This window comes from Flavobacterium psychrotrophum, from assembly GCF_003403075.1.
GTDB classification, from domain to species: Bacteria; Bacteroidota; Bacteroidia; order Flavobacteriales; family Flavobacteriaceae; genus Flavobacterium; species Flavobacterium psychrotrophum.
On sequence record NZ_CP031557.1, the window covers coordinates 2,411,002 to 2,433,819 of the forward strand.

The 22,818-nt window shown below is 42.3% G+C and carries 19 protein-coding genes; 11 read left to right on the forward strand and 8 right to left on the reverse strand.

Features of this window, described 5'->3' with window-relative positions; translation table 11 throughout:
• Positions 1 to 465 precede the first annotated feature (465 nt).
• The 8 genes from DYH63_RS10425 to DYH63_RS10460 form a co-directional block, all read right to left on the reverse strand.
• Positions 466 to 1,875: a TolC family protein gene (locus DYH63_RS10425; RefSeq protein WP_116788746.1), complete on the reverse strand. Its 1,410-nt coding sequence runs from the start codon at positions 1,873 to 1,875 to the stop codon at positions 466 to 468.
• A gap of 5 nt (positions 1,876 to 1,880) precedes the next feature.
• Positions 1,881 to 5,051 carry an efflux RND transporter permease subunit gene (locus DYH63_RS10430; RefSeq protein ID WP_116788747.1) on the reverse strand — a complete coding sequence of 1,057 codons (3,171 nt, stop codon included), beginning with the start codon at positions 5,049 to 5,051 and terminating at the stop codon, positions 1,881 to 1,883.
• A 31-nt stretch (positions 5,052 to 5,082) separates the two neighbouring features.
• Positions 5,083 to 6,225: an efflux RND transporter periplasmic adaptor subunit gene (locus DYH63_RS10435; protein ID WP_116788748.1), complete on the reverse strand. Its 1,143-nt coding sequence runs from the start codon at positions 6,223 to 6,225 to the stop codon at positions 5,083 to 5,085.
• Positions 6,226 to 6,486: 261 nt separating this feature from the next.
• Positions 6,487 to 7,083, reverse strand: coding sequence for a TetR/AcrR family transcriptional regulator (locus DYH63_RS10440; protein WP_116788749.1), 597 nt, complete (start codon positions 7,081 to 7,083; stop codon positions 6,487 to 6,489).
• Positions 7,084 to 7,217: 134 nt separating this feature from the next.
• Entirely contained in the window at positions 7,218 to 7,550 is a 333-nt protein-coding gene (locus tag DYH63_RS10445) for a tRNA-binding protein (RefSeq protein ID WP_116788750.1), read from the reverse strand.
• A gap of 2 nt (positions 7,551 to 7,552) precedes the next feature.
• Positions 7,553 to 7,783 carry a hypothetical protein gene (locus DYH63_RS10450; RefSeq protein WP_116788751.1) on the reverse strand — a complete coding sequence of 77 codons (231 nt, stop codon included), beginning with the start codon at positions 7,781 to 7,783 and terminating at the stop codon, positions 7,553 to 7,555.
• Positions 7,784 to 8,758, reverse strand: a complete 975-nt coding sequence (locus tag DYH63_RS10455; protein WP_162926991.1) for a hypothetical protein — start codon at positions 8,756 to 8,758, stop codon at positions 7,784 to 7,786.
• Positions 8,759 to 8,776: 18 nt separating this feature from the next.
• Positions 8,777 to 10,312, reverse strand: coding sequence for a YifB family Mg chelatase-like AAA ATPase (locus DYH63_RS10460; RefSeq protein WP_116790803.1), 1,536 nt, complete (start codon positions 10,310 to 10,312; stop codon positions 8,777 to 8,779).
• Positions 10,313 to 10,495: 183 nt separating this feature from the next.
• Here DYH63_RS10460 and DYH63_RS10465 point away from each other — a divergent pair, with 183 nt between their 5' ends.
• From DYH63_RS10465 to DYH63_RS10515, 11 genes are all read left to right on the forward strand, one after another.
• A complete protein-coding gene (locus DYH63_RS10465) occupies positions 10,496 to 11,023 on the forward strand; it encodes a hypothetical protein (RefSeq protein WP_116788753.1) in 528 nt (175 codons plus the stop codon).
• Positions 11,024 to 11,121: 98 nt separating this feature from the next.
• Positions 11,122 to 12,372: a cation:proton antiporter gene (locus tag DYH63_RS10470; RefSeq protein WP_116788754.1), complete on the forward strand. Its 1,251-nt coding sequence runs from the start codon at positions 11,122 to 11,124 to the stop codon at positions 12,370 to 12,372.
• 6 nt (positions 12,373 to 12,378) lie between these two features.
• Entirely contained in the window at positions 12,379 to 13,737 is a 1,359-nt protein-coding gene (locus DYH63_RS10475) for an FAD-dependent oxidoreductase (protein ID WP_116788755.1), read from the forward strand.
• Positions 13,738 to 13,880: 143 nt separating this feature from the next.
• Positions 13,881 to 15,233, forward strand: a complete 1,353-nt coding sequence (gene purB / locus DYH63_RS10480) for an adenylosuccinate lyase (protein WP_116788756.1) — start codon at positions 13,881 to 13,883, stop codon at positions 15,231 to 15,233.
• Positions 15,234 to 15,360: 127 nt separating this feature from the next.
• The gene (locus DYH63_RS10485; RefSeq protein WP_116788757.1) at positions 15,361 to 15,963 is read left to right on the forward strand and encodes an NAD(P)H-dependent oxidoreductase; all 603 of its coding nucleotides are present in this window, start codon (positions 15,361 to 15,363) and stop codon (positions 15,961 to 15,963) included.
• A gap of 2 nt (positions 15,964 to 15,965) precedes the next feature.
• Entirely contained in the window at positions 15,966 to 17,840 is a 1,875-nt protein-coding gene (locus DYH63_RS10490; RefSeq protein WP_116788758.1) for a monovalent cation:proton antiporter-2 (CPA2) family protein, read from the forward strand.
• A gap of 125 nt (positions 17,841 to 17,965) precedes the next feature.
• Positions 17,966 to 19,174: a T9SS-dependent choice-of-anchor J family protein gene (locus tag DYH63_RS10495; protein ID WP_116788759.1), complete on the forward strand. Its 1,209-nt coding sequence runs from the start codon at positions 17,966 to 17,968 to the stop codon at positions 19,172 to 19,174.
• A gap of 95 nt (positions 19,175 to 19,269) precedes the next feature.
• A complete protein-coding gene (locus tag DYH63_RS10500; RefSeq protein WP_116788760.1) occupies positions 19,270 to 20,124 on the forward strand; it encodes an SDR family NAD(P)-dependent oxidoreductase in 855 nt (284 codons plus the stop codon).
• A gap of 75 nt (positions 20,125 to 20,199) precedes the next feature.
• Positions 20,200 to 21,123 carry a helix-turn-helix domain-containing protein gene (locus DYH63_RS10505; protein WP_116788761.1) on the forward strand — a complete coding sequence of 308 codons (924 nt, stop codon included), beginning with the start codon at positions 20,200 to 20,202 and terminating at the stop codon, positions 21,121 to 21,123.
• A gap of 72 nt (positions 21,124 to 21,195) precedes the next feature.
• Positions 21,196 to 21,774, forward strand: coding sequence for a Crp/Fnr family transcriptional regulator (locus DYH63_RS10510; protein WP_116788762.1), 579 nt, complete (start codon positions 21,196 to 21,198; stop codon positions 21,772 to 21,774).
• Between the two features lie 172 nt (positions 21,775 to 21,946).
• Complete coding sequence (locus tag DYH63_RS10515; protein ID WP_116788763.1) at positions 21,947 to 22,804, forward strand: SDR family oxidoreductase; 858 nt, start codon at positions 21,947 to 21,949, stop codon at positions 22,802 to 22,804.
• Positions 22,805 to 22,818: the final 14 nt, after the last annotated feature.

Here is a 22,818-nt window from a genome sequence, read left to right on the forward strand (position 1 = left end):
CTGACAAGCGCAGGCAGTTATGCCTGCATATAAAATGCAACATAGTATTTAAGGAAAACTAATGCTATCCGGTATAAACCATTGGTCGTTATGGTTGGCTTACGCAAAGAAACAATTAGTAAATCATTTTTCAATACACAACAATGGGTATTTTTTAACAAAATTTTATACATTTAACAAAATTAACAATTAACCATAAAACATATCATAATATTAATTTTCGACTAACATTAACTAAATATTACTTATTATTATTGCGAAATAAACAAAGTTTATATCATATCTACCTACAATTATCGACCTGGTAATCTTATTATTTTACACTTTTCAACAAAATATTAAAATTTCAATTAATCAATAATCATCACATTGTGTAAAAATTTACAACTTTTTATAACATATCTGAGTAATCAAAAAAGGGCTGCCGGAATCCCGGCAGCCCATCTCACATCAATTAAAACACCATTATTGCCAGCCACCGCCAAGGGCTTTATAAAGCCTGACTTCGGCTGAAAACTGGTTTCTTTTTACTGCTGCCAGCTCAAGCTCGCTTTGCAACACGTTGCTCTGTGCGGTAATAACCTCCAGATATGTAGCCAGGCCACTTGCAAAAAGCTTATCGGCATTGCCTACTCCTCTTTGCAGGTTGGCTACACGTTCTGTTGCAAAAGTGCGCTCTTCTTTCAGCTTTTCTATTTCTGCCAGTGCATCAGACACCTCTCCTACTGCTACTAAAACCTGCTGCCTGAATGAGATAACCGCTTTTTCACGGTCTATTTTAGCTACTTCATATTGTGTTTTTAACCTCCTGCCCTGTAGCAATGGCTGCGTTAAACTACCTGCTACCAAACCGAATAAAGAGGCAGGCATATTAAACCAGTTGTCTGATTTAAAAGAGTTAACACCACCATTAGCTGTAATGTTAAGCGCCGGATACATAAATGCTTTTGCAATACCCACACGGGCATTTGCAGCATTAAGTTCATATTCCTGGGCTTTTACATCGGGCCTGTGGCTTAGTATGTTAGTGGGTACTCCTGTAGGCAGGCTGTCATGCAGCTGTGCAGTATCAAGCGTACCTCCTTTAGAAATTTCGGCAGGCATGGCACCTGTAAGCAGGCTAAGTGCATTTTCCTGAAGTATGGTTTCTTTTTCAAGTTGCGGCACTATTTGTGCAGCCCTTAAGCGCTGTGCCTCTGCCTGCTCTACCGCAAGATGGGTTACCTGACCCGCATCAAACTGGCGTGTAACCATGTTTACGGTATTTTCGCTAAGGTCACGATTCTTTTTAGCAACACTAAGCTGCGCATCAAGCATAAGCAGGTTATAATACCCCTGTGCCACAGCACTTACAAGGTTTGCCTGTATGGCTTTTTTGGCTTCCTCTGTTTTTAAGTATGTAGCAAGTGCTTCTTTTTTACGGCTGCTTATTTTACCCCAGATATCTGCTTCCCATGATAAGGTAGCCCCGGCATTATAATCTTCAATATGACTGGTATTCAAAAAATTATTAAGGCTTATACCGTTAAGGCTGTTTTGAGACGGTATGCTGGTGTTGGCCGTAACCGCAGCGTTAAACTGCGGTATCTGCCCCCATTTCGACTGTCTTAGCAACTGCCTTGACGCTTCGATATTCTTTATACCTATCTGTAAATCGTTGTTACCTTTAATAGCGCGGTTTATAAGTTCCTGCAACTGCGGATCTGTAAAAAACTTGTTCCACGGCATATCAGCAACCGTTGCCGTATCTTTAGAAAAAGCGTTTCTATAGGCTTCCGGCAGTCCATCCTGCGGTGCAGGTACATCTTTAGAGACCTTACAGCCCGAAAGTACCAGCACCAGCAACATTGTTATATATATACTATATGTTTTCATTACAATTACTTAATTAGTTCTAAGCCGTTATCTGCATGAACAGGCTCTTCTTCTTTTCGCGATACTTTTTCCTGAAGGTACTGGAACACGATGAACAATACCGGAATGATAAACAAACCTAATATTACACCTGATATCATACCACCTGCTGCACCTATACTAATAGAGTGGTTACCCTGCGCTGATGGCCCGGTAGCTCTCATCATTGGTACAAGGCCCACAACAAATGCAAGTGATGTCATGATGATAGGGCGAAGCCTAAGCTTGGCTGCTTCCAGCGATGATGCCAGTAGCGATTTGCCTGCCTTGCGCCGCTGTACAGCAAACTCTACAATAAGGATGGCGTTTTTAGCAAGAAGCCCGATAAGCATTACCAGTGCTACCTGTACATAAATGTTATTTGAAATACCTGTAAGGCCAATGGCTGCAAATACCCCGAAGATACCTGTTGGGATAGATAATATTACCGCAAACGGCAGTATATAGCTCTCATACTGTGCCGCAAGCAGGAAGTAGATAAAGATAAGGCTCAGGCCAAAGATCACGGCAGATTGACCACCCGATGTTATCTCTTCCCTTGTCATACCAGAGAACTCATAAGAGTAACCCGATGGCAGCGATTTTGCCGCAACTTCTTCTACCGCCCTAATAGCATCACCAGAACTGTAACCCGGTTTTTGTATGGCGTTTATACCCATAGAGTTAAACAGGTTGTAGCGCGATGCATTTTCAGGGCCATAAACACGTACCAGTTTTACCAGTGTGTTTACAGGCACCATTTCGCCAAGTTTGTTTTTTACAAACACCGCATCAAGCGACTCCGGTGTGGCACGGTTACCTTTATCGGCCTGAACCATAACACGGTAGTATTTACCAAATCGGTTAAAGTCAGATACCTGTGCACTACCGTAATAAGCCTGCACCGTTTGCATAAGGTCTTTTACACTTACGCCAAGTTGTTCTGCCTTTACATCATCAACCTCCATTTCAAACTGAGGATAATCTGCACGGAACGATGTAAATGCCACGGCTATTTCCGGGCGCTGCATCAATTCACCAATAAACTTGTTACCTACTTCGCTAAACTTGCCCAGTGAGCCACCGGTCTTATCCTGAAGCACCATATCAAGGCCATCCACGTTACTAAAGCCGGGAACGGTTGGGAACGTAAATACAAAGAAGTTAGCACCTTTAACAGCGCCAAGTTTTTGGCGTGCCTGGTCCATAATGGCATTAATATCTTTTACTTCTCCCCTCTCTTTCGATTCTTTAAGAAGGATAAATGCAACCCCAAATGATGGGCTTGATGACTGGGTGATTACATTAAATCCGGATAGTCCCATCAGGGTACGCTGAGATTCAAGTGTTTTTAAAGCTGCCTGTGCTTCTTCCATGGCCTGGCTGGTACGGTCTAACGATGTGCCCGCAGGCATAGAAAGTGATACGGCGATAAAGCCCTGGTCTTCACTTGGTATAAAGCCCGATGGTGTGGTTCTTACCATCCATACGGTAGCTGCAATTACTACTGCAAGGCCTGCAAGGCTGCCCCAACGGTAGCGTATTAAAAAGCGTAAGCTGCCTACATAACGGTTGGTTATCTTATCGAAACCGGAGTTAAAGCCTGTAAAAAAACGCTCTTTAAGGTTTGGTGTTTTGCCATCTGCTTTTTTAGGAGCATGCTGTTTAAGGAATAGCGCGGCAAGCGCCGGACTAAGCGTTAGTGCATTGATAGCAGAAATTACAATGGCTATGGCAAGCGTAAAGGCAAACTGCCTATAAAACACCCCTGTAGAACCCTGCATGAAACCTACCGGAAGGAACACAGCCGACATTACCAGTGTAATAGAGATAATGGCTCCTGTAATTTCGCTCATGGCAGATGTTGTAGCTGCCTTTGGCGGCAGGTGCCGGTGTTCCATCTTGGCATGCACGGCCTCGACAACCACAATGGCATCATCGACAACAATACCAATGGCAAGTACCAATGCAAACAGTGTAAGAAGGTTGATAGAGAAACCAAATACCGACATGAAGAAGAACGTACCCAATAGTGCCACCGGAACGGCAATAGCTGGGATTAGTGTAGAGCGGAAATCCTGAAGGAACAGGAACACTACTATGAATACCAGTATAAACGCCTCAATAAGGGTAGATTTTACCTGGTCTATAGAGGCATCAAGCATTACCTTAGTATTATATAGTATAAGGTGCTTTACCCCTTTAGGGAAATCTTTAGATGCTTTGGTAAGCAGTTTGTCTACCGCTATCTGAATATCATTTGCATTAGAGCCCGGCAGCTGCATAACTGCAATGTTTACGCCCGGCTTGCCGTTTACACGGGTAAAGTTACCGTAGCTGTAGGCGCCAAATTCTACACGGGCTACATCTTTAAGGCGCAGCATAGACCCATCTGGGTTAGTACGCACAATAATGTTGCCATAATCTGTAGGCTTGTTTAGCTTACCCTTATATTTTATTACGTATTCAAATGACTGTGTACTGTTCTCACCAAACTTACCGGGAGCTGCCTCAAGGTTCTTGTCCTGTATGGCCGCCATAACTTCCTGCGGGCTGATGTTGTAAGAGGCCATCTGACCCGGATTTAGCCATACCCTCATTGAGTAGTCTTTATTACCTCCAAAAATGATGGATTGCCCTACACCGGGAATCCTCTTAATCTCTGGGATAATGTTTATCTGGGCATAGTTAGCCAAAAATGTCTGGTCGTACTGCGACTCGTCTTCAGAGTACAGATCGGCCACCATAATAAGGCTGTTTTGCTGCTTGGCAGTAGTTACACCCGCCTGTATTACTTCGGCAGGAAGCTGGCTGGTAGCCTGCGCCACACGGTTTTGTACGTTTACCGCAGCCTGGTCTGGGTTAGTGCCAAGTTTAAAATATACGCTGATAACCAGCGATCCGTCGTTACTGGCAGTAGAGGTCATGTAACTCATGTTCTCTACCCCGTTTATTGATTCTTCCAGCGAAGGCGCTACCGACCGCAGTACGGTTTCGGCATTAGCACCGGGATACACCGCAGTAACCTGTACTGCCGGTGGTGCGATATCCGGAAACTGTGTTAAGGGCAGCGATGTAAGGCCTATTACCCCTAAAATAGCCAAAAGGATACTTATGACCGTAGCCAAAACCGGCCGGCCTATAAATTTTTGAAACATGTTTAATTGATGTTAAAGAGTTAGTTGTAAATTACTTAACGGCAACTTCAGGTGTTATTTTTTCAGGTACGATAACCGCACCATCCTGCAGGCTTTCAAAGCCTTTATACACAATTCTGTCACCGGCTTTAAGGCCGTCTTTAATAAGGTAATCAGTGCCCGATTTGCCCAGTACATTTACAGGTATCTTGGTAATTTTGTTGTCTTTGTCTACAGTATATACAAATATTTTATCCTGTATTTCTGCCGTAGCAGCCTGCGGAATAAGTACTGCGTTAGCAAACGGCAGGCCTATTTTTACCTTACCTGTATTACCTGAACGCAACAGCCCTTTAGCATTAGGGAAACTTGCCCTTAGCGTAATGGCACCGGTAGATTTGTCGAACTGGCCGTCTACCATATCTACTTTACCTTTTTGCTCATACTCGCTGTTGTTAGAAAGTACCAGTGCAAGTGGCGGTAGTTTCTTAATTTTATCCGCCAGGGTATTTCCTTCATATTTATCACGGAAAGCCATAAAATCAGACTCACTTAGTGAGAAGTAAGCATGAACCTCAGCAATGTCAGACAGTGTGGTAAGTGGTAGCGGATCTGCGGCAGATACAAGGCTGCCCTGTTTTTTAGGCAAACGGGTAATGTAGCCGCTAACAGGTGCTGTAACTAAAGTATAACCAAGGTTTATCTTAGCCGAAGCTACCGCTGCCTGTGCCTGCCTATTATTGGCTTCTGCTATTTTAAGCGATGCTTTAGCCGATTTAAGCTGGTATTCAGATATTACTTTACCCTCTACCAGTGGCGAAAGTTTTTCAACTTCAAGCTTAGCGTTGATAACAGCAGCTTCAGAAGCATTTAGTGTACCTGTAGCGTTGTTAAGCGCCTCGCGGTAGCGGCTGTCCTGTATCTTGAATATAGGCTGGCCAGCTGCTACATAAGCACCTTCGTCTACAAATATTTTTTCAAGGTAGCCATCTACCTGTGGGCGTATCTCTACATCGGTACGGCCCTCAAGCGTTACCGGATATTCCTGCCAGGTAAAAGCATCGTGCTGTGTTACAGCATATACAGGCAGTGATGGAGCCTGTGCAGCCTGTGGTGCGGCGGTTTCGCCTTTACAGCCGTATAATAGTACAAGGGCTGCTAAAGCTATAGCGTGTATTATGATAGTTTGCTTCATAACGAAATTAAATTATTTAAGGGTGTTAAGTGAGTTTGTAAAAATTTTTACAGAAAATTGATGGTGAATTAATACGTCTAAAAACGTTTAACAGTGTTAAGTGAGTGAGTTAAAAAAAAGAGCCGAAGCACATGAATAAAAGGTTATTAAAATATTTAACGGTGTTAAGTAAAAGGTTTTAAAAAAATGCCTGTTAAAAGCATACTGTAAAATTGGTATTAAATTATTTAATGGTGTTAACTGGTGTGTTAAAAAAAAGCACTACTCTTTTACAAGCGTGCGGATAATGCCGGTAATAGCATCCTTTAATATCTGCGTGTTCATATCTGCATTTAGCCCGTCGCCTATCATGTTTATTGATATAAGGCCATGAATTACAGAAAAGAAAGTGAAATACTTTTGCACAATTACTTCATCTTCCGGGTCATCCTTACCCATCAGCAGCGCTATCTGTGCACTAATAAGATCATAAGGGCAATCGCTCTCTGGTGTACCCTGGTTGCAACAGGTCATCTCTACACCATACATCAACTGGTACATTTCCTTATTTGTATGGGCAAAGTTCCAGTAGGCCATCCACATACCTTCAAGCTTGGCTTCCGGCGAAATGTCTTTGACGTTTACTTCTTCAAGATCTTTTGACAGCAACAGGAAACCTTTACAGGTAAGCTGTTGCAGTATGGCCTCTTTATTAGAAAAATATTCGTAAATTATAGGGGCGGTATATTCTATCTTATCGGCTATCTTACGCATGCTAAGCCCCTGCCAGCCTTCCTGCTTCACGATCTCACGTGCAGCCTTAAGGATGTTAGCCTTAGTCTCTTCTTTTTGCCTGATTATACGTTCTTTACTTCCCATGTTGTTAGGTATTTAAATTACTTAACACCGTTAGGCAAATTTACAGTAATTAAATTCATTAAAAAAAATATTGAGTATAATTTTTTCTTATTGTACCATAAGATAAGATTATACATGGTATACAGCACATTAGTTTAGCCAATGCGCAAGCCGTTATCTACCTTAAAATCAGGAGATAAAAGCACTACATCACCGTCCTGCCCTACTGCGCCAAGTACTAAACATTCGCTCATAAAATTAGCAATCTGTTTTTTAGGAAAGTTAACAACCGCAATTATCTGCCTGTTAACCAGTGCCTCTTTAGTGTAACGCTTAGTTATTTGCGCAGACGTTTTGAGCATTCCCAACTGTTCGCCAAAATCTATCGTAAGCTGAAAGGCAGGTTTGCGTGCATTGGGGAAATCATTAACCTCAATAATAGTACCCACCCGCATTTCTGTCTTTTCAAATTCTTCCCAGGTAAGCATACTTAATTATTTTTTTTGGCATTTATCAGTTGCCATTGGTCATTAAGGTATTTTACCTTGTTAACTTCCTTAATAATGTCTGCACGCTCATCTTCATAATATTCAGATGTCTTGTCTGTTTCAGCATCAAGGTCGGCTGCACGCTCCAGTATGTTTAGCATAACGGGCTTAAGCTTTTCCTGTACAAACTGCGGCATATCGCTAAATAAAGTTTCAAGTTCCTGTTTCAGCATCTATTTTTTATCTAAATTTTTAAAATATCTTTTTATCGTCTTTTTGTAGGCACGGGTAAGTTTCTTCTTAACCTGCTCATTGTTAAAATCTTTACCCACATTAAGGCCGTATAATGAAATCCTGGCCCTTTGTTTATCGTCAGAATACGAGTAAAGATAAAACTTTAAATTTCGCAATGTATCATTACCGGCGGTAAATTCTTTAATAATATACATATTAGCAAAGTGCTTGCGGGATGCCCTGAACTCACCTTCCAGCGTATCTCTCCACTGCGCCGTGCGTGCCTTTTTCCAGTCATCATAAGACAGGTTTTTCTCAAGAAGGCCATGTTTTTGCTGTGATATATATACTTCTTTATCATGTATGCGGGTAGGCGTCCCTACTGTGTCTAAAGTTGGTTCTAAACCTTCTCTTTTTAAAAGGTAAAGCATTTCAGCGGGGCTATGATTTACATCAAAATAAACACCATTAAAGCTAATATTACCTGTTTCAGGCCTGTAGCTTTCAAGGTACCGCTGCGGCATAGATGTAGCCATGAGCACTAAAGCACAAGGCACTGCTAAAACTGCCGGATGCAGTTTTGGGTTTTTCATCTTTAAAAAAAGTACTGCCTTATAATCTTTAATAATTAAATACGCTAATGGTAAAATCAGCAGGCAAAACAGGTCGGTATAATCAACAACACGGCCCAGGTGCAGGCTAAAAGTTTGGTTTAACATATTGGTAAATGGTTGCGAAACAGGGAGTTTCCAGAGGATGAACAACACCGCACTCAGGGCTACTGTACTGGTTTTTAATTTAGGGAAAAGATAAGCCAGAAACAGAGGCAGCACTATTAGCCCAGCAAGATCTGAAAGTTTACCTGTAACTGCATTACCGTACAGGCCTTTAAAAATGTGGTCATTCAATGCCAGTAAAAACAACGACATTACAAAGGCGTAATTGAATATATAGCTGTTGTTACGATTTCCCATAATTTATAATTTAAAATATTACCCCAGCCACCCTTCGCGGTCCAGGCTGCGGTATTGTATGGCTTCACTAATATGTTGCGGTGTAATGGCATCGCTTGTGGCAAGGTCGGCAATGGTGCGGCTCACCTTTAGTATCCTGTCATAGGCACGGGCAGAAAGATTTAGGCGCTCCATAGCAGTTTTAAGCAGTTGCAGCGAAGCATCGTCCAGCTTACAGTATTCTCGTATTTGGCGGCTGCTCATCTGGGCATTATAATGTACGTTTTCAAACTCTTCAAAACGGCGGGTTTGTATTTCGCGGGCAGCGGTAACACGTGCACGGATGTCTACACTGCTTTCGGCTTTTTGGTTGTCGCTTAGTTTTTCAAACGGCACGGGTGTAACTTCGATATGGATATCTATCCTGTCAAGCAACGGGCCCGATATTTTGCTCATATAACGCTGCATTTCATGTGGTGATGAACTAACCGGCGCATCAGGGTCATTAAAGTAACCTCCCGGGCTGGGGTTCATGCTTGCTACAAGCATAAAGCTTGACGGATAAGTTATGGTAAATTTAGCACGGCTTATGGTTACCTCGCGGTCTTCCAGCGGCTGGCGCATTACCTCAAGCACTTCGCGCTTAAACTCCGGTAATTCATCCAGAAAAAGCACGCCGTTATGCGACATAGAAATTTCTCCGGGCTGCGGAAAACTTCCTCCCCCTACAAGTGCTACATTACTAATGGTGTGGTGCGGGCTGCGGAAAGGCCGCTGGTTCATAAGCCCTACATTTTTCAGCTTTCCTGCTACGCTGTGTATTTTGGTGGTTTCTAAGGCTTCGCGCAACGTCATGGGTGGCAGTATACTGGGCAGGCGTTTTGCAAGCATAGTTTTACCGGCTCCCGGAGGGCCTATCAGTATTACGTTATGCCCTCCGGCAGCAGCTATTTCCATACAGCGTTTTATAGATTCCTGACCTTTAACATCGGCAAAATCAAACTCTGGGAAATCGAGCGTTTTATAAAATTCCTCGCGGGTATTTACTATAGTAGGCTGTAGTGTACCGCGCCCCTCAAAAAAGTCGATAATTTCGGTTACATTTTCAAGTCCATAGCAATCAAGCCCCGCTACTATGGCAGCTTCCTTTACGTTTTGCTTCGGCAGAAAAAACCCTTTAAAGCCCTCTTCTTTCGCCTTTATGGCAATGGGCAGCACGCCCCTTATGGGCTGGAGCGAACCATCAAGCGAAAGCTCTCCCATTATAATATACTTGTCTACCTCATCGGTCTTTATCTGCCCAGAGGCAGCAAGTATGCCTACGGCAAGGGTAAGGTCGTATGCCGAGCCTTCTTTACGCACATCGGCCGGAGCCATATTAATGGTTATCTTTTTGCCGGGCAGGCTGTAGCCGTTGTTCTTAAGTGCTGCGGCTATGCGGTAGCTGCTTTCTTTAACGGCGTTATCAGGAAGGCCCACCAGGTGGTAGCCTATACCTTTATCAATATTAACCTCTACGGTTATGGTTGCAGCTTCTACACCAAAGACGGCGCTGCCGAAAACTTTTATGAGCATATGGAATGATTGGAGGCGTGAAAGTACGGAAAATATACTTTTAATAGTAATCTGCCATTTTTCTTTGGCCATTAATTATAAACAAAGAATTTTATACAATGTTAATATTTTTTTTCTTACAACATTTGGTAATATAAGAAAAAAATCTACATTTACAGTATTAAAATTTAAATCAACAACCTAATGAAAAAATTTATTTTAGCCGCTTTATTAGTGTGCACCGGTATTTGTGTAAATGCACAGAATCTTTTTGAACTTAAATATGACCAACCATTCACTACGCAAGTAGAAAGTTCTGTTCCCGGAAAAACTGCTGCTGATCTGTATTTAAACACATTAAAATGGATAAATACTGATATGGCAAATGTGCAGGTACATGGCACTAAACATGAAATGGACAAAACGGTAACTCTTGAGGCTGAATACCCTGCTCTTATGGCTGTAAATAGTCTTGGCAGCAAAGTTACTTATAAAACCCGTGTTTACATAAAACTCGAGTTTTTCGACAATAGATACACATTTAAATACCTTAGCTTGGAATATTACAATCCAACTTTGGGAAAATGGGTAGAATTTTTCATAAACGATCAAAAAAATCTTTTCAATAAAAAAGGAGAGTTAAGAAGTATGAATAAGCATGTTGCTGATATTCCTGTGGCTATAAATTCACTATATTTTGATCTCGACAAATATTTAAAAGATAGTAAATAATATTTCTTTTTTAACTGTTTACCTACTTAGGGGTTAAAAAAATTATAAACCGCCTCACTAATAGCCAAAGCACCGTTTGTTTTGGCTATTTTTATAGGATGCCACATTATTTTAAACCCGATAATTACACGCTCATCCTGCTGCTTGCAGGCGGTATTGCACTGCTTGCTGCGGTTGTGCCCACCATGCTGCGCAAAAGATATATCTCTGCCCCCATAGTATACCTGTTTATAGGCGCGGCAGGTTTTTTTATGTTTAATTATGACGATGTACACCCCTTAGAACATCTGGGCGAAATACAGCACGTTTCTGAGTTTGTAGTACTCGTAGCCCTTGCCAATGCCGGCCTGCGTATTAAAGAGCCCTTTAAATGGAGCAGCTGGAAATATGCCGTGCGCTTACTTGTAATTACCATGCCGCTAACCATTATTGTGGCGGCAGTTTTGGGTTGGCAGTTTATGGGTTTTGCCCCGGCTACGGCAATGCTGTTTGGCGCACTCATTTCGCCAACCGATCCGGTTTTGGCAAGCGAACTGCAAACATCGGCGCCCGGCAAAGACGACCGTTCTCAAAGTAAACTTGGCCTAACTGCCGAAGCCGGAATTAACGACGGACTGGCTTTCCCTTTTACATGGCTGGCAATAGCCCTAGTGACTAAAGGCAATGATTACAAAGAGTGGATAGGCATCTGGCTGCTACATGATGTGCTGATAAAAATGGCATTGGGTGTGGGCATTGGCTTACTAACCGGCTGGGGATTATATAAAATCATTTTTTCTATAAGCAATAAAGAAGATACCTTGGGGCGCATAAGCCGTGGCATACTGGCACTGGCACTTATACTCCTGCCCTACGCGCTGTGCGAAGTCACGGGCGGCTACGGGTTTCTTGCCGTGTTTTTTGCAGCCTGTATGTTTAGCCGTTATGAAAAGGGACAAAAGCACATGCACAGCCTGCACGATTTTAATGAGGAGCTGGAAGCCTTTGCAGTAGCAGCCATCTTTGTTACCATAGGCATTTTTATAGCCCTGCATTACCACTTGCTGCTAAACTTTAACATACTGGCAACGGCACTTATCATGGTGCTAGTTGTGCGGCCTTTAACCGGATGGATAGCTTTAGCAGGCAGCGGGCTGAATAACTTCCAAAAATTCGTACTTTCGTTTTATGGTATGCGCGGCATCGGCTCGCTGTTTTACCTGGCTTTTGCGTTGCAGCAGGCCGATTTTGACCAGCCTAAAAAACTGGTTGCCGTTACTACTGCCACTATTTTCTTTTCGGTGCTGATACACGGTATTTCGGCAAGGCACGTACAAAAGCGCATCAAAAAATATGATTTTAACGAATAACATTTTATGGATCAAGATACCCTGGTTATTATAGGTGGCGATGCAGCCGGTATGTCGGCAGCCTCAAAAGTGCGTCGTGTACATCCTGATAAAAAGATACTGGTTTTTGAAAAATCATCCTATACTTCCTACTCTGCCTGTGGTATTCCTTACTTTATATCAGGGCTGATAGCATCTGCTGAGAAACTGGTGCGCCGCAGTCCTGAGGAATTCCGCGAAAAATTTAATATCGATGTACGCACGCAACACTTGGTACAGGAAGTAGATACTAATAACAAACGCATACGCGTACTGGATAAAGAGAAGAATACCGAATTTTGGCAGTCTTACGCCCAATTGCTTATTGCTACTGGCGGAAAAGCCTATTGCCCTACCGATATAAAAGGGCATGATGCCGAAAATGTTTTTGGCGTAACTACACTAAAAAGTGGCATTAATATTGAAAATTACATTAAAGATAAAAAGCCGAAGACTGCCGTTATTATTGGCGGCGGCTATATAGGCCTTGAAATGGCTGAAGCTTTGCTGATACGCAATATTGAGGTAAAGATCATTAACCGTGGGGAGCAACTCATGAATACCCTAGACCCGGATATGGGTATTTTGATAAGCCAGGCGGTACACAACCTGGGCGCCAAAGTATATTTAGGCGAGGCTCTAAAAGCCTTTGAAGTTAAAGATAATAAGGTTACAAAGATTATAACCGATAAGCAGGAAATCACAGCTGATATTGTTGTTTTTGGAATGGGTTCATCTCCTAACACGGCATTTTTAGAGGGTTCAGGAATAAAACTGGGAGTCAAAAATGCAATAAAGGTTAATGCCCAGATGCAAACCAACATACCCGATGTATGGGCAGCCGGCGACTGTACCGAAACCCTGCATCTTGTAAGCAAGCAACATGTACATATAGCACTGGGCACGGTAGCTAATAAGACAGGACTTGTGGCAGGCAGTAGCATTGCCGGCGAAGCCGCTGTATTTCCGGGGGCGGTGGGCACAGCAGTATGCAAAGTATGCAGCTATGAGGTGGCACGCACCGGGCTTCAGGAAAAAGAGCTTGAAAAACTGGGTATTGAATATGTAGCTACCACTACCGATAGCCGCACCCGTGCCAACTACTATCCCGGCAGTAAAAAAATAGTGGTTAAGCTACTCGCCGAAAAAAACAGCGGAAGACTTTTAGGCGGACAGATAATAGGCGAAGAAGGTGCAGCAAAACGCATTGATGTATTGGCTACAGCCGTTACACACAACCTGACATTACAAAACATCATTGATCTCGATTTATCTTACGCCCCGCCATTCTCTCCCGTTTGGGATCCCGTGCAAACGTGCGCCAGAAAACTTGTAAAAATGGTGTAATGCTCTAACCCGGTTGCATACCAAATGCTTAAGCAAATAGGTATCAATTTATAGTTCATGGCAAAAAATAAGGCGAATCCCGTTTTCCTATTCCCCTTAAAAACCTTATATTTGCGCGCATAAATAATACAACACAAATATTTATGCATCAATTATCTGAGCTGAATGCCATATCGCCTATAGACGGCAGGTACAGGAGCAAAACACAGTCGCTTTCCCCTTATTTTTCTGAACAGGCGCTTATTAAATATCGCGTACTGGTAGAAGTAGAATACTTTATTGCACTTTGCGAACTGCCGCTTCCTCAACTTTCCGGCGTAGACAAAAACCTGTTTGAAGCCCTGCGCGATATCTACAGGAATTTTTCGGCAGATGATGCACTTTCCATCAAAGAAATAGAAAAAACGACTAACCACGACGTAAAAGCCGTGGAGTACTTTATAAAAAGCGCTTTTGATAAACTGGGCCTTGATGCTTATAAAGAGTTTATCCACTTTGGCCTTACCAGCCAGGACATTAACAATACGGCTATTCCGCTTTCAACCAAAGAAGCGTTTGAAAACGTATACCTGCCATCGTTAATTGGCCTTATATCTAAATTAAAAGAACTGAGCACAGAGTGGGCAGATATCCCTATGCTTGCCCGTACCCACGGACAGCCGGCATCGCCTACCCGCCTGGGCAAAGAAATACATGTATTTGTAGAACGCCTTGAAGAGCAGCTGCGTTTGTTGTTTAACGTGCCGTTTGCCGCAAAATTTGGTGGTGCTACAGGTAACTTTAATGCACACTTTGTAGCTTACCCTAAAAACGACTGGAGAAAATTCGGCCAGGATTTTGTTGAAGGTACACTGGGGCTTAAACACTCTTTTCCTACTACACAAATAGAGCATTACGACCATTTTGCTGCATTTTTTGATGCCCTTAAACGCATCAACAACATCCTTATCGACCTGGATCGCGACATCTGGACGTATGTATCTATGGACTATTTTAAACAAAGGATAAAAGCAGGCGAAGTAGGATCATCGGCCATGCCACACAAAGTAAACCCTATCGACTTCGAAAACTCAGAAGGTAACCTGGGTATTGCCAATGCGCTGTTTGAGCACCTTTCGGCAAAACTTCCTATCTCAAGGCTGCAACGCGACCTTACCGATAGTACTGTGCTGCGCAACGTGGGCGTGCCGATAGGCCATACCATAATTGCTTTTGAGGCTACCCTTAAAGGGCTTAACAAACTACTGCTTAACGCAGATAAATTTGCCGAAGACCTTGAAAAAAACTGGGCAGTAGTTGCTGAGGCCATACAAACCATATTGCGCCGTGAGGCCTACCCTAACCCTTATGAGGCACTTAAGGAACTTACACGTACCAATACCGTTATCAATAAAGAATCTATGCACGCCTTTATAGGCACACTTAATGTAAGCGATGCTGTAAAAGCAGAGTTATTAAATATAACACCTGCAAATTATTTAGGCATACAGCCATAAATGTTAAAGCCTGTTTAAATTTAGCCAAAAGGACGGTGTAAAGCCTATTTTTGGAAAAAGCACTGCAATTTTAAGGAGATAAATCCGTATATTGCTTGTGTCCAACTAAATTTAAACAGGCCTTTTTATGCCCAATAAGATACTGATTCTTTTTGCCCATCCGTTGTTCGAAAAGTCGAACGCTAACGGTGCGCTGGTAAAAAACATTCCCCAATCAGACAATATAACATTTCACGATTTATACGAACATTACCCTGATTTTGATATTGATGTAAAGCGGGAGCAGGAACTACTGCTCATGCACGACATTATAATATGGCACCACCCCATGTACTGGTACAGTTGCCCTCCGCTGCTTAAGCAGTGGATAGACCTGGTTCTTGAACACGGCTGGGCTTACGGGCGTGAAGGTGTTGCGCTTAAAAACAAACTCATTTTTCAGGCCATAACTACCGGTGGCCAGCATGAAAATTATACCCCACAGGGGCGCGACCATTTTACCATATTACAATTATTAGAGCCATTTTGCCAAACGGCAAAAGTTTGCAATATGCACTACCTGCCCCCTTTTGTGGTACATGGCGCACATTTTATTAAAGAAGATGATTTTGAACAATATGGCAAACTATACGGGCAACTGCTTCAATACATAGAAAACAAAACGTTTGACATTAAAGATATGGCAGGCCACTATTACATAAACGACTGGATAGCAACTAAAATCTCATAATCATGGCAGACGGATTCTTTTTTCAGGCAATTATTTACCTGCTGGCCGCCGTAATATGTGTTCCTATAGCAAAAAAGCTGGGGCTTAGTTCTATCATTGGGTATCTCTTTGCCGGTATCATCATAGGGCCTTATGTATTAGGGTTAATAGGACAGGAAGGACAGGATATTATGCACTTTGCAGAGTTTGGCGTTACCATGATGCTGTTCTTGATCGGGTTAGAACTTGAGCCGTATAAATTTTGGCGCATGCGGCAATTTATTGTTGGCATGGGTGCGCTACAGTTAGTGGGTACCACGGCAATAATTTTTATAGCCTGCTCTATTGTAATGCGCTGGGAATGGCAAACCACACTTATCATATCGCTGGCACTCGCACTCTCGTCTACCGCAATTGTAATGCAGACGCTTAAAGAAAAAGGGCTTTCTAAAACCTCTATGGGGCGTTCATCTTTTGCAGTGTTGCTGTTTCAGGATATTGCTGTAATCCCTATACTTGCCATACTACCATTACTGGCAGACGGACACGTTGAGCACCAAACCACAAACCATTCCCTTATTGGCGAATTCGACAACTGGCTGCAAACCCTTATTGTGTTTGGCACCATTGGGTTAGTTTATGTAGGCGGCAGGTACATTATCATACCGTTGCTGCACGTTGTAGCTAAAACACGGCTTCAGGAATTGTTTACCGCGTCTGCATTACTATTGGTTATGGGCGTATCGTTTATGATGCAGCTTGTAGGCCTTAGCCCGGCATTGGGCGCATTTATAGCAGGTATGGTACTTGCAAACAGCGAGTTTCGCCATGAACTGGAAGGCGATATTGCGCCTTTTAAAGGGTTGTTGTTAGGCTTGTTCTTTATAGGTGTAGGCGCTTCTATAAACTTTAACATCATGATGGCAGACCCTGTATTCATCATTGTGTTTACAACACTATTTAATGCTATAAAATTCCTGGTACTGCTGGGTGTAGGAAAAATATATAAAAAGAGTTCTGACCAAAACCTGCTGTTTGCCTTTGCACTGAGCCAGGCAGGAGAATTTGGGTTTGTAATTTTTGGCTTTGCCCTGCAATTAAATCTCATCGCTACAGAGCTTTCTAACCAAATGATGGCTGTTATTGCACTGAGCATGGTGGGTACACCTTTTTTATTGCTGATAAATGAAAAATGGATAGACCCTTATTTTGGCGTAAAAGAAAATCCTAAAAATAAGTACGACAATATAGAAGAGCAAAATGATGTTATCATTGCCGGCTTTGGTAATTTTGGCAGTACCATAGGACGCCTGCTTAAGGCTAATGGTATTCCTACAACCGTATTAGACATGGACTCTGACCGTGTAGATTCCCTCCGGAAAATGGGCTTTAAGGTGTATTACGGGGATGCTTCGAGACTTGAACTGCTTAAGGCTGCCGGGAGCGAAAATGCAAAGCTGTTTATAGCTGCCATAGATAACCCACAGGTTAACCTACAGGTGGTAGAAATGGTAAAAAAACATTTTCCGCACCTTAAGATATTAGCCCGTGCACGAAACCGCAATGATGCTTTTGACCTTGTAAACATGGGAGTCAACGATTTTTATCGCGAAAATCTTTATAGTGCGGTAAACCTGGGTATAGATGCCCTTACAGAAATGGGACACCGACGCTACACAGCTACACGCCAGGGACAACGGTTTATACGCTATGATGAAGAAGCAACCCTTAGGCTGGCACAGAAAAAAGGCGACAGGAAAGCACTCATTGCCGGTACACTACGTGAAATAGAGATACAGGAACAACTTTTAAAAGAAGACATATACAGCGCCCTGAGAGCACAGGATCATGGATGGGAAAGTGCCGACCTTAAAAGGGAAGAAAACCAAAGAAGCTAAAAATGACCATTTGATAATGCCACTGGCAATAGGGTAAATAAGCATATAAATGCTTAATAGGAAAACAGCAACAAATAACTTATTCGCATACTTTGTTTTTGCTAAAAACCAATTAAATAAAAACCATGCTAAAAAAAATGCTCTTTGCAGGTCTGCTTATTTTAAGCACCTGCTACAATGCCAGTGCGCAGTGCGACACGCCGTTAACATCAATCAACGAAAACTTTCAGGCATTTCAGGAAGATTCTTTTCCACAAAATTGCTGGACAAGCTCCAGCCTTCAAACTAATGTAATAGACTGGCATAGCGACGGCAATCTGTCTGTCTTTATGCTTACAGGACCCGGTGCACAAAACGCCTCATATCTTGTATCGCCACTAATAACACTAAGCGCAGCACGCACACTTACGTTTCAAGCTACAGGAACAGGTACGCTACAGGTAGGCACACTAACATCTGCCACAGATTTTTCTACTTTCGTACCATTAGTAACCTCTAATGTTTATGCAAATACTATGCAGTACCATGCTATAGTACCCGCGGCACAAACAGCGCAATATATAGCATTTAAAGTACTACCGGCACCCACAACATCACATATCTTAATAGACAATGTTGTTTTACCCTCAACGCCCGGTTGCGAAGTAGAAATAGCTTCGTTTGATGAAGATTTTTCATCTTTTGAAACCGGAAGCGCATCGCAGCACTGCTGGGTGGGCAGTATCGAAGAAAGCTATATGACCGTAACAGGTACAACCAGCAAGTCTATTTTAATGGTATGCGAAACTACCGAAAATGTAAACGAAATTTATCTTGTAAGCCCGCGCATTACAAGCCTTGCCGGAAACCATATCTTATCGTTTAGGGCATCGGGGGCAGATGGGCAGTACCAGGCAGGCACCCTATCGTCTCCTTATGATTTTAGCACCTTTACACCCGCCGGGAGCCCCGTTGTGATTACATCGGAACTACAAAATTTTAATATACCTATATCGGCCCCGGAAACGCATCATTACGCAGCGTTAAAATTTACCGTAATGCCGGGTTTAGAAAACGCCCTTGGCAGGTTGCGTCGCATAGCACTGGATAACCCTTTACTAACTTCGGATTTTGAAAATAAGGTCCTGTCAGTGTATCCTAATCCTGTCAATAATACTTTGAATATATCTGCTGCCTCCTCAGTCATACAAGCTAACATATTTGACATGAGTGGCAGGCAGGTAATAAGCACTAATGCTTCGGCTATCAATGTATCGCAACTTAATGCAGGGATATATTTACTAAGTGTAAAAGATGGAAACAAAACCATGAATACCCGCTTTATAAAAGAATAACATTTAATTTTTTGGTTACAAAGTCCCTCAATTAAGTTACAAGTCCACAGGGCTATCTGTCGAACTTTGCTTTATCAAAATTTAAATATAAAATTATGGCTGATAAGCAGGAAACTTCAGGAAACAATAAAGTATGGTTCATTACCGGAACCTCAAGGGGATTTGGCCGTGTGTGGACAGAAGCTGCATTAAAAAGGGGCGACAAAGTAGCAGCTACAGCCCGCAAGCTGGAAAGCATTGCCGATTTTAAGGAAAAGTATGGCGACAATGTGCTGACGCTGGAACTTGATGTAACAAATGCTGAGCAGGTAAAAAGTACCATAGAACAGGCTCACGCATACTTTGGCAGGCTGGATATTGTGTTTAACAATGCAGGATACTCGCTTGTAGGTACTATAGAAGAGGCCGGTGCCAATGACATTAGAGCGTTATATGAAACAAATGTTTTAGGACCTGTCGCAGTTATACAGGCGGCACTACCTATTTTAAGAAAACAAGGGTATGGGCACATACTAGGCACATCAAGTAATCTGGGGCATGTAACATTACCGGTTGTTGGCTATTACTGCTCATCTAAATGGGCATTTGAAGCCATACACGAAAGCCTTGCTAAAGAGGTGGCTGCTTTTAATATAAAAGTTACCATTATAGAACCGGGAGCTTTTGCCACTGAGTTTGGAAGCCAGGAATCGCTTAAGTTTGCACCGGAGCTTGATATTTATAACGACTTTAAGCAGGAGTTTTTTGGTTCTTTGCAAAACATGGAACGTGGCAACCCCGAGGCAACCCCTGATGCTATATTTGCGGTAGTAGATACAGATACCCCACCATTACGCTTATTTTTAGGTAGCCACAACCTGCCCTGGACACGCGGAGCTTATGCAGAACGTATGGCTACATGGGAAGCATGGGAAGAAGTAGCTAATGCAGCACAGGGTGAGACAAAATAATACCCCACGATATTGATTTACAACAAACGATAACCGATATTTACACTACCGGTTATCGTTTTAATTTTTTAGGCTATGAAAAAAGAAGAAATTGACGTCCATAAATTTGGATCCATATCAGAAGCACATGAAATTATGGGCCTGCCCAAGCCTAAACATCCGCTGATAAGCCTTATTAACGGATCTGACATTGAGGGCGAAGTAAGGATGCCCACGGGTACGCACATACTACAGTTTTATAAGATGTCGTACAAGCCAAAGCTGGGTGGCAAATTAAAGTATGGCCAGGGCTATTATGATTTTGATGAAGGCGGGTTGCTGTTTGCATCGCCCAACCAGGTTATTGGCCAGAATGAAAACGAAAGTGTAGCCGATTGCTCTCAATATACGCTGCTGATACATCCTGATTTTTTATGGAATTACCCATTAGCAAAAAAGATAAAACAGTATGGTTTCTTCTCTTATGCTACAGATGAAACACTACATCTTTCTGAAACGGAAAAAGATACGATCATGTCTATTTTTAAAATGATCGAAGCAGAGCTTAACAGCCGTATTGACGATTTTAGCCAGGACGTAATGATAGCACACATTGAGCTCTTACTAAGTTACGCCAATCGTTTTTATAAACGCCAGTTTATAACCCGTAAAGCGGTCAACCATGAAGTATTACAAAAGCTTGATGACCTGTTAGAAAATTATTTAAGTAACGAAGCAACAGTAAACCAGGGGCTTCCTACCGTACATTATCTGGCTGAAAAACTTAACCTTACCCCTAGTTATTTAAGTGATATGTTAAGGTCACTCATTGGGCAAAATGCACAGCAATACATTCATGCAAAACTTATAGATAAGGCAAAAGAGCTACTGTCTTCTACTACCCTTTCTATGTCGCAAATAGCCTACCAGCTGGGTTTTGAGCACTCACAATCGTTCAGTCGCCTGTTCAAAACAAAGACCAGCCTGTCGCCTCTTGAGTTCAGACAGTCTTTTAACTGATAATTACCAAAACCTGAAAGCTACCCTTCAGGACTATTTACTGTAGGAAAATTTGAGTATATTAGCCCGGTTATGTATGAACTTTTTCAAAAATACCTCGACGATAAAACAACTCTTACAGAGACAGAGTCAGCGCGTATCTGTTCGTTTGCCATCATCAAAAAACTACGTAAAAAGCAATACCTGCTTCAGGAAGGTGATATCTGGAAATATGATGCCTTTATAACTAAGGGCTGTTTACGCACCTACACTGTAGATGAAAAGGGTAGTGAACATGTAAACAGTTTCAGTATTGAGAACTGGTGGACGGGCGATCGCGAAAGCCTCTTATCCCAACAGCCGTCACGCTATAATATTGATGCGATAGAAGACAGTGAACTGATACTGTTTACCCATGATAATTTTGAGCTGCTGTGTAATGAGATACCTGCATTCAATACTATGATCAATACCATATTACAGCGCAGTTTTATAGCGGCACAAAACCGTATACAGGCAGCGCTGAGTTTTACCGCTGAAGAAAAATACCTTAATTTTATAAATAAATACCCGGGCTTTGCCATACGCATACCACAAACCATGATAGCTTCGTATCTGGGTATGACACCGGAGACCTTAAGCCGCATAAGGAAACTAACAGCAAAAAAATAACAATATAAAAACAAGGCTTTAAAAGGCCTTTTTTTATATCCTTTCCTCCCATTTCTGAACTCTTGATCTATATCAAGTTTTTACTTATTTCTAATCAATGTACAGGTTTGGTATCTGCCGCACCTTTGTAATGTTCAAAAGAAACATTATAAACATTTAAAATTTAGAAATCATGTCAAAAACAATTTTCATTACAGGTACAAGTTCGGGCTTTGGAAAACTTACAGCAATAACATTAGCTAATGCAGGGCATTCGGTTATTGCAGGAATGCGAAATACAGCAACTAAAAATGCGGCGGCGGCGCAGGAGTTATCTTCAATTGCAAATATTGAAGTAGTAGATATTGATATTACAGACGATGTATCAGTAACTACAGCTTTTGAAAAAACACTTGCTAAATATGGCAAAATTGATGTACTGGTAAACAATGCCGCTGTTAGTGGCTTCGGATTACTTGAAGGCTACTCAATAGAACAGGTGCGCAAAATGTTTGAGGTAAATGTATATGGCGTACTGCGCACTTATCAGGCAGTACTACCCTCAATGCGCCGGGAGAAAAGCGGCCTTATTATCAACATTACTACCGGTGCCAGCGGCCATACGCTTCCTTTTATGGTGCCATATATCTCGTCAAAACTTGTAGTAGAAAGTATTACTGAAGGCTTACAGGATGAACTTTCTGATTACGGTATCGAAAACGTAAGCATACAGCCGGGCGTATATCCTACAGAAATGAACAACGGCTCTAAATCGGGCATTAACGCTGATAAGGAGGATATTATTACTGATTATGGCACTGACGCTGCAAACAAGTTCAATGCCTTAGGAGCAGCACTGTTTGGTAAAATGGCAGAGTTTGATATGAATCCACAAACTATAGCTGATGGCATACTGGAACTTGTTGCCATGAAAAAGGGAGAACGCCCGCTTCGTTTCCCGCTTGATGCCATTGCCCAGGGCACCGATAAAGAATTTATACAGGCACGCGCAGATATTAAAGCTAAATGGCTTGCCGCTTATAGTAATTAATTATCAACCTTCTT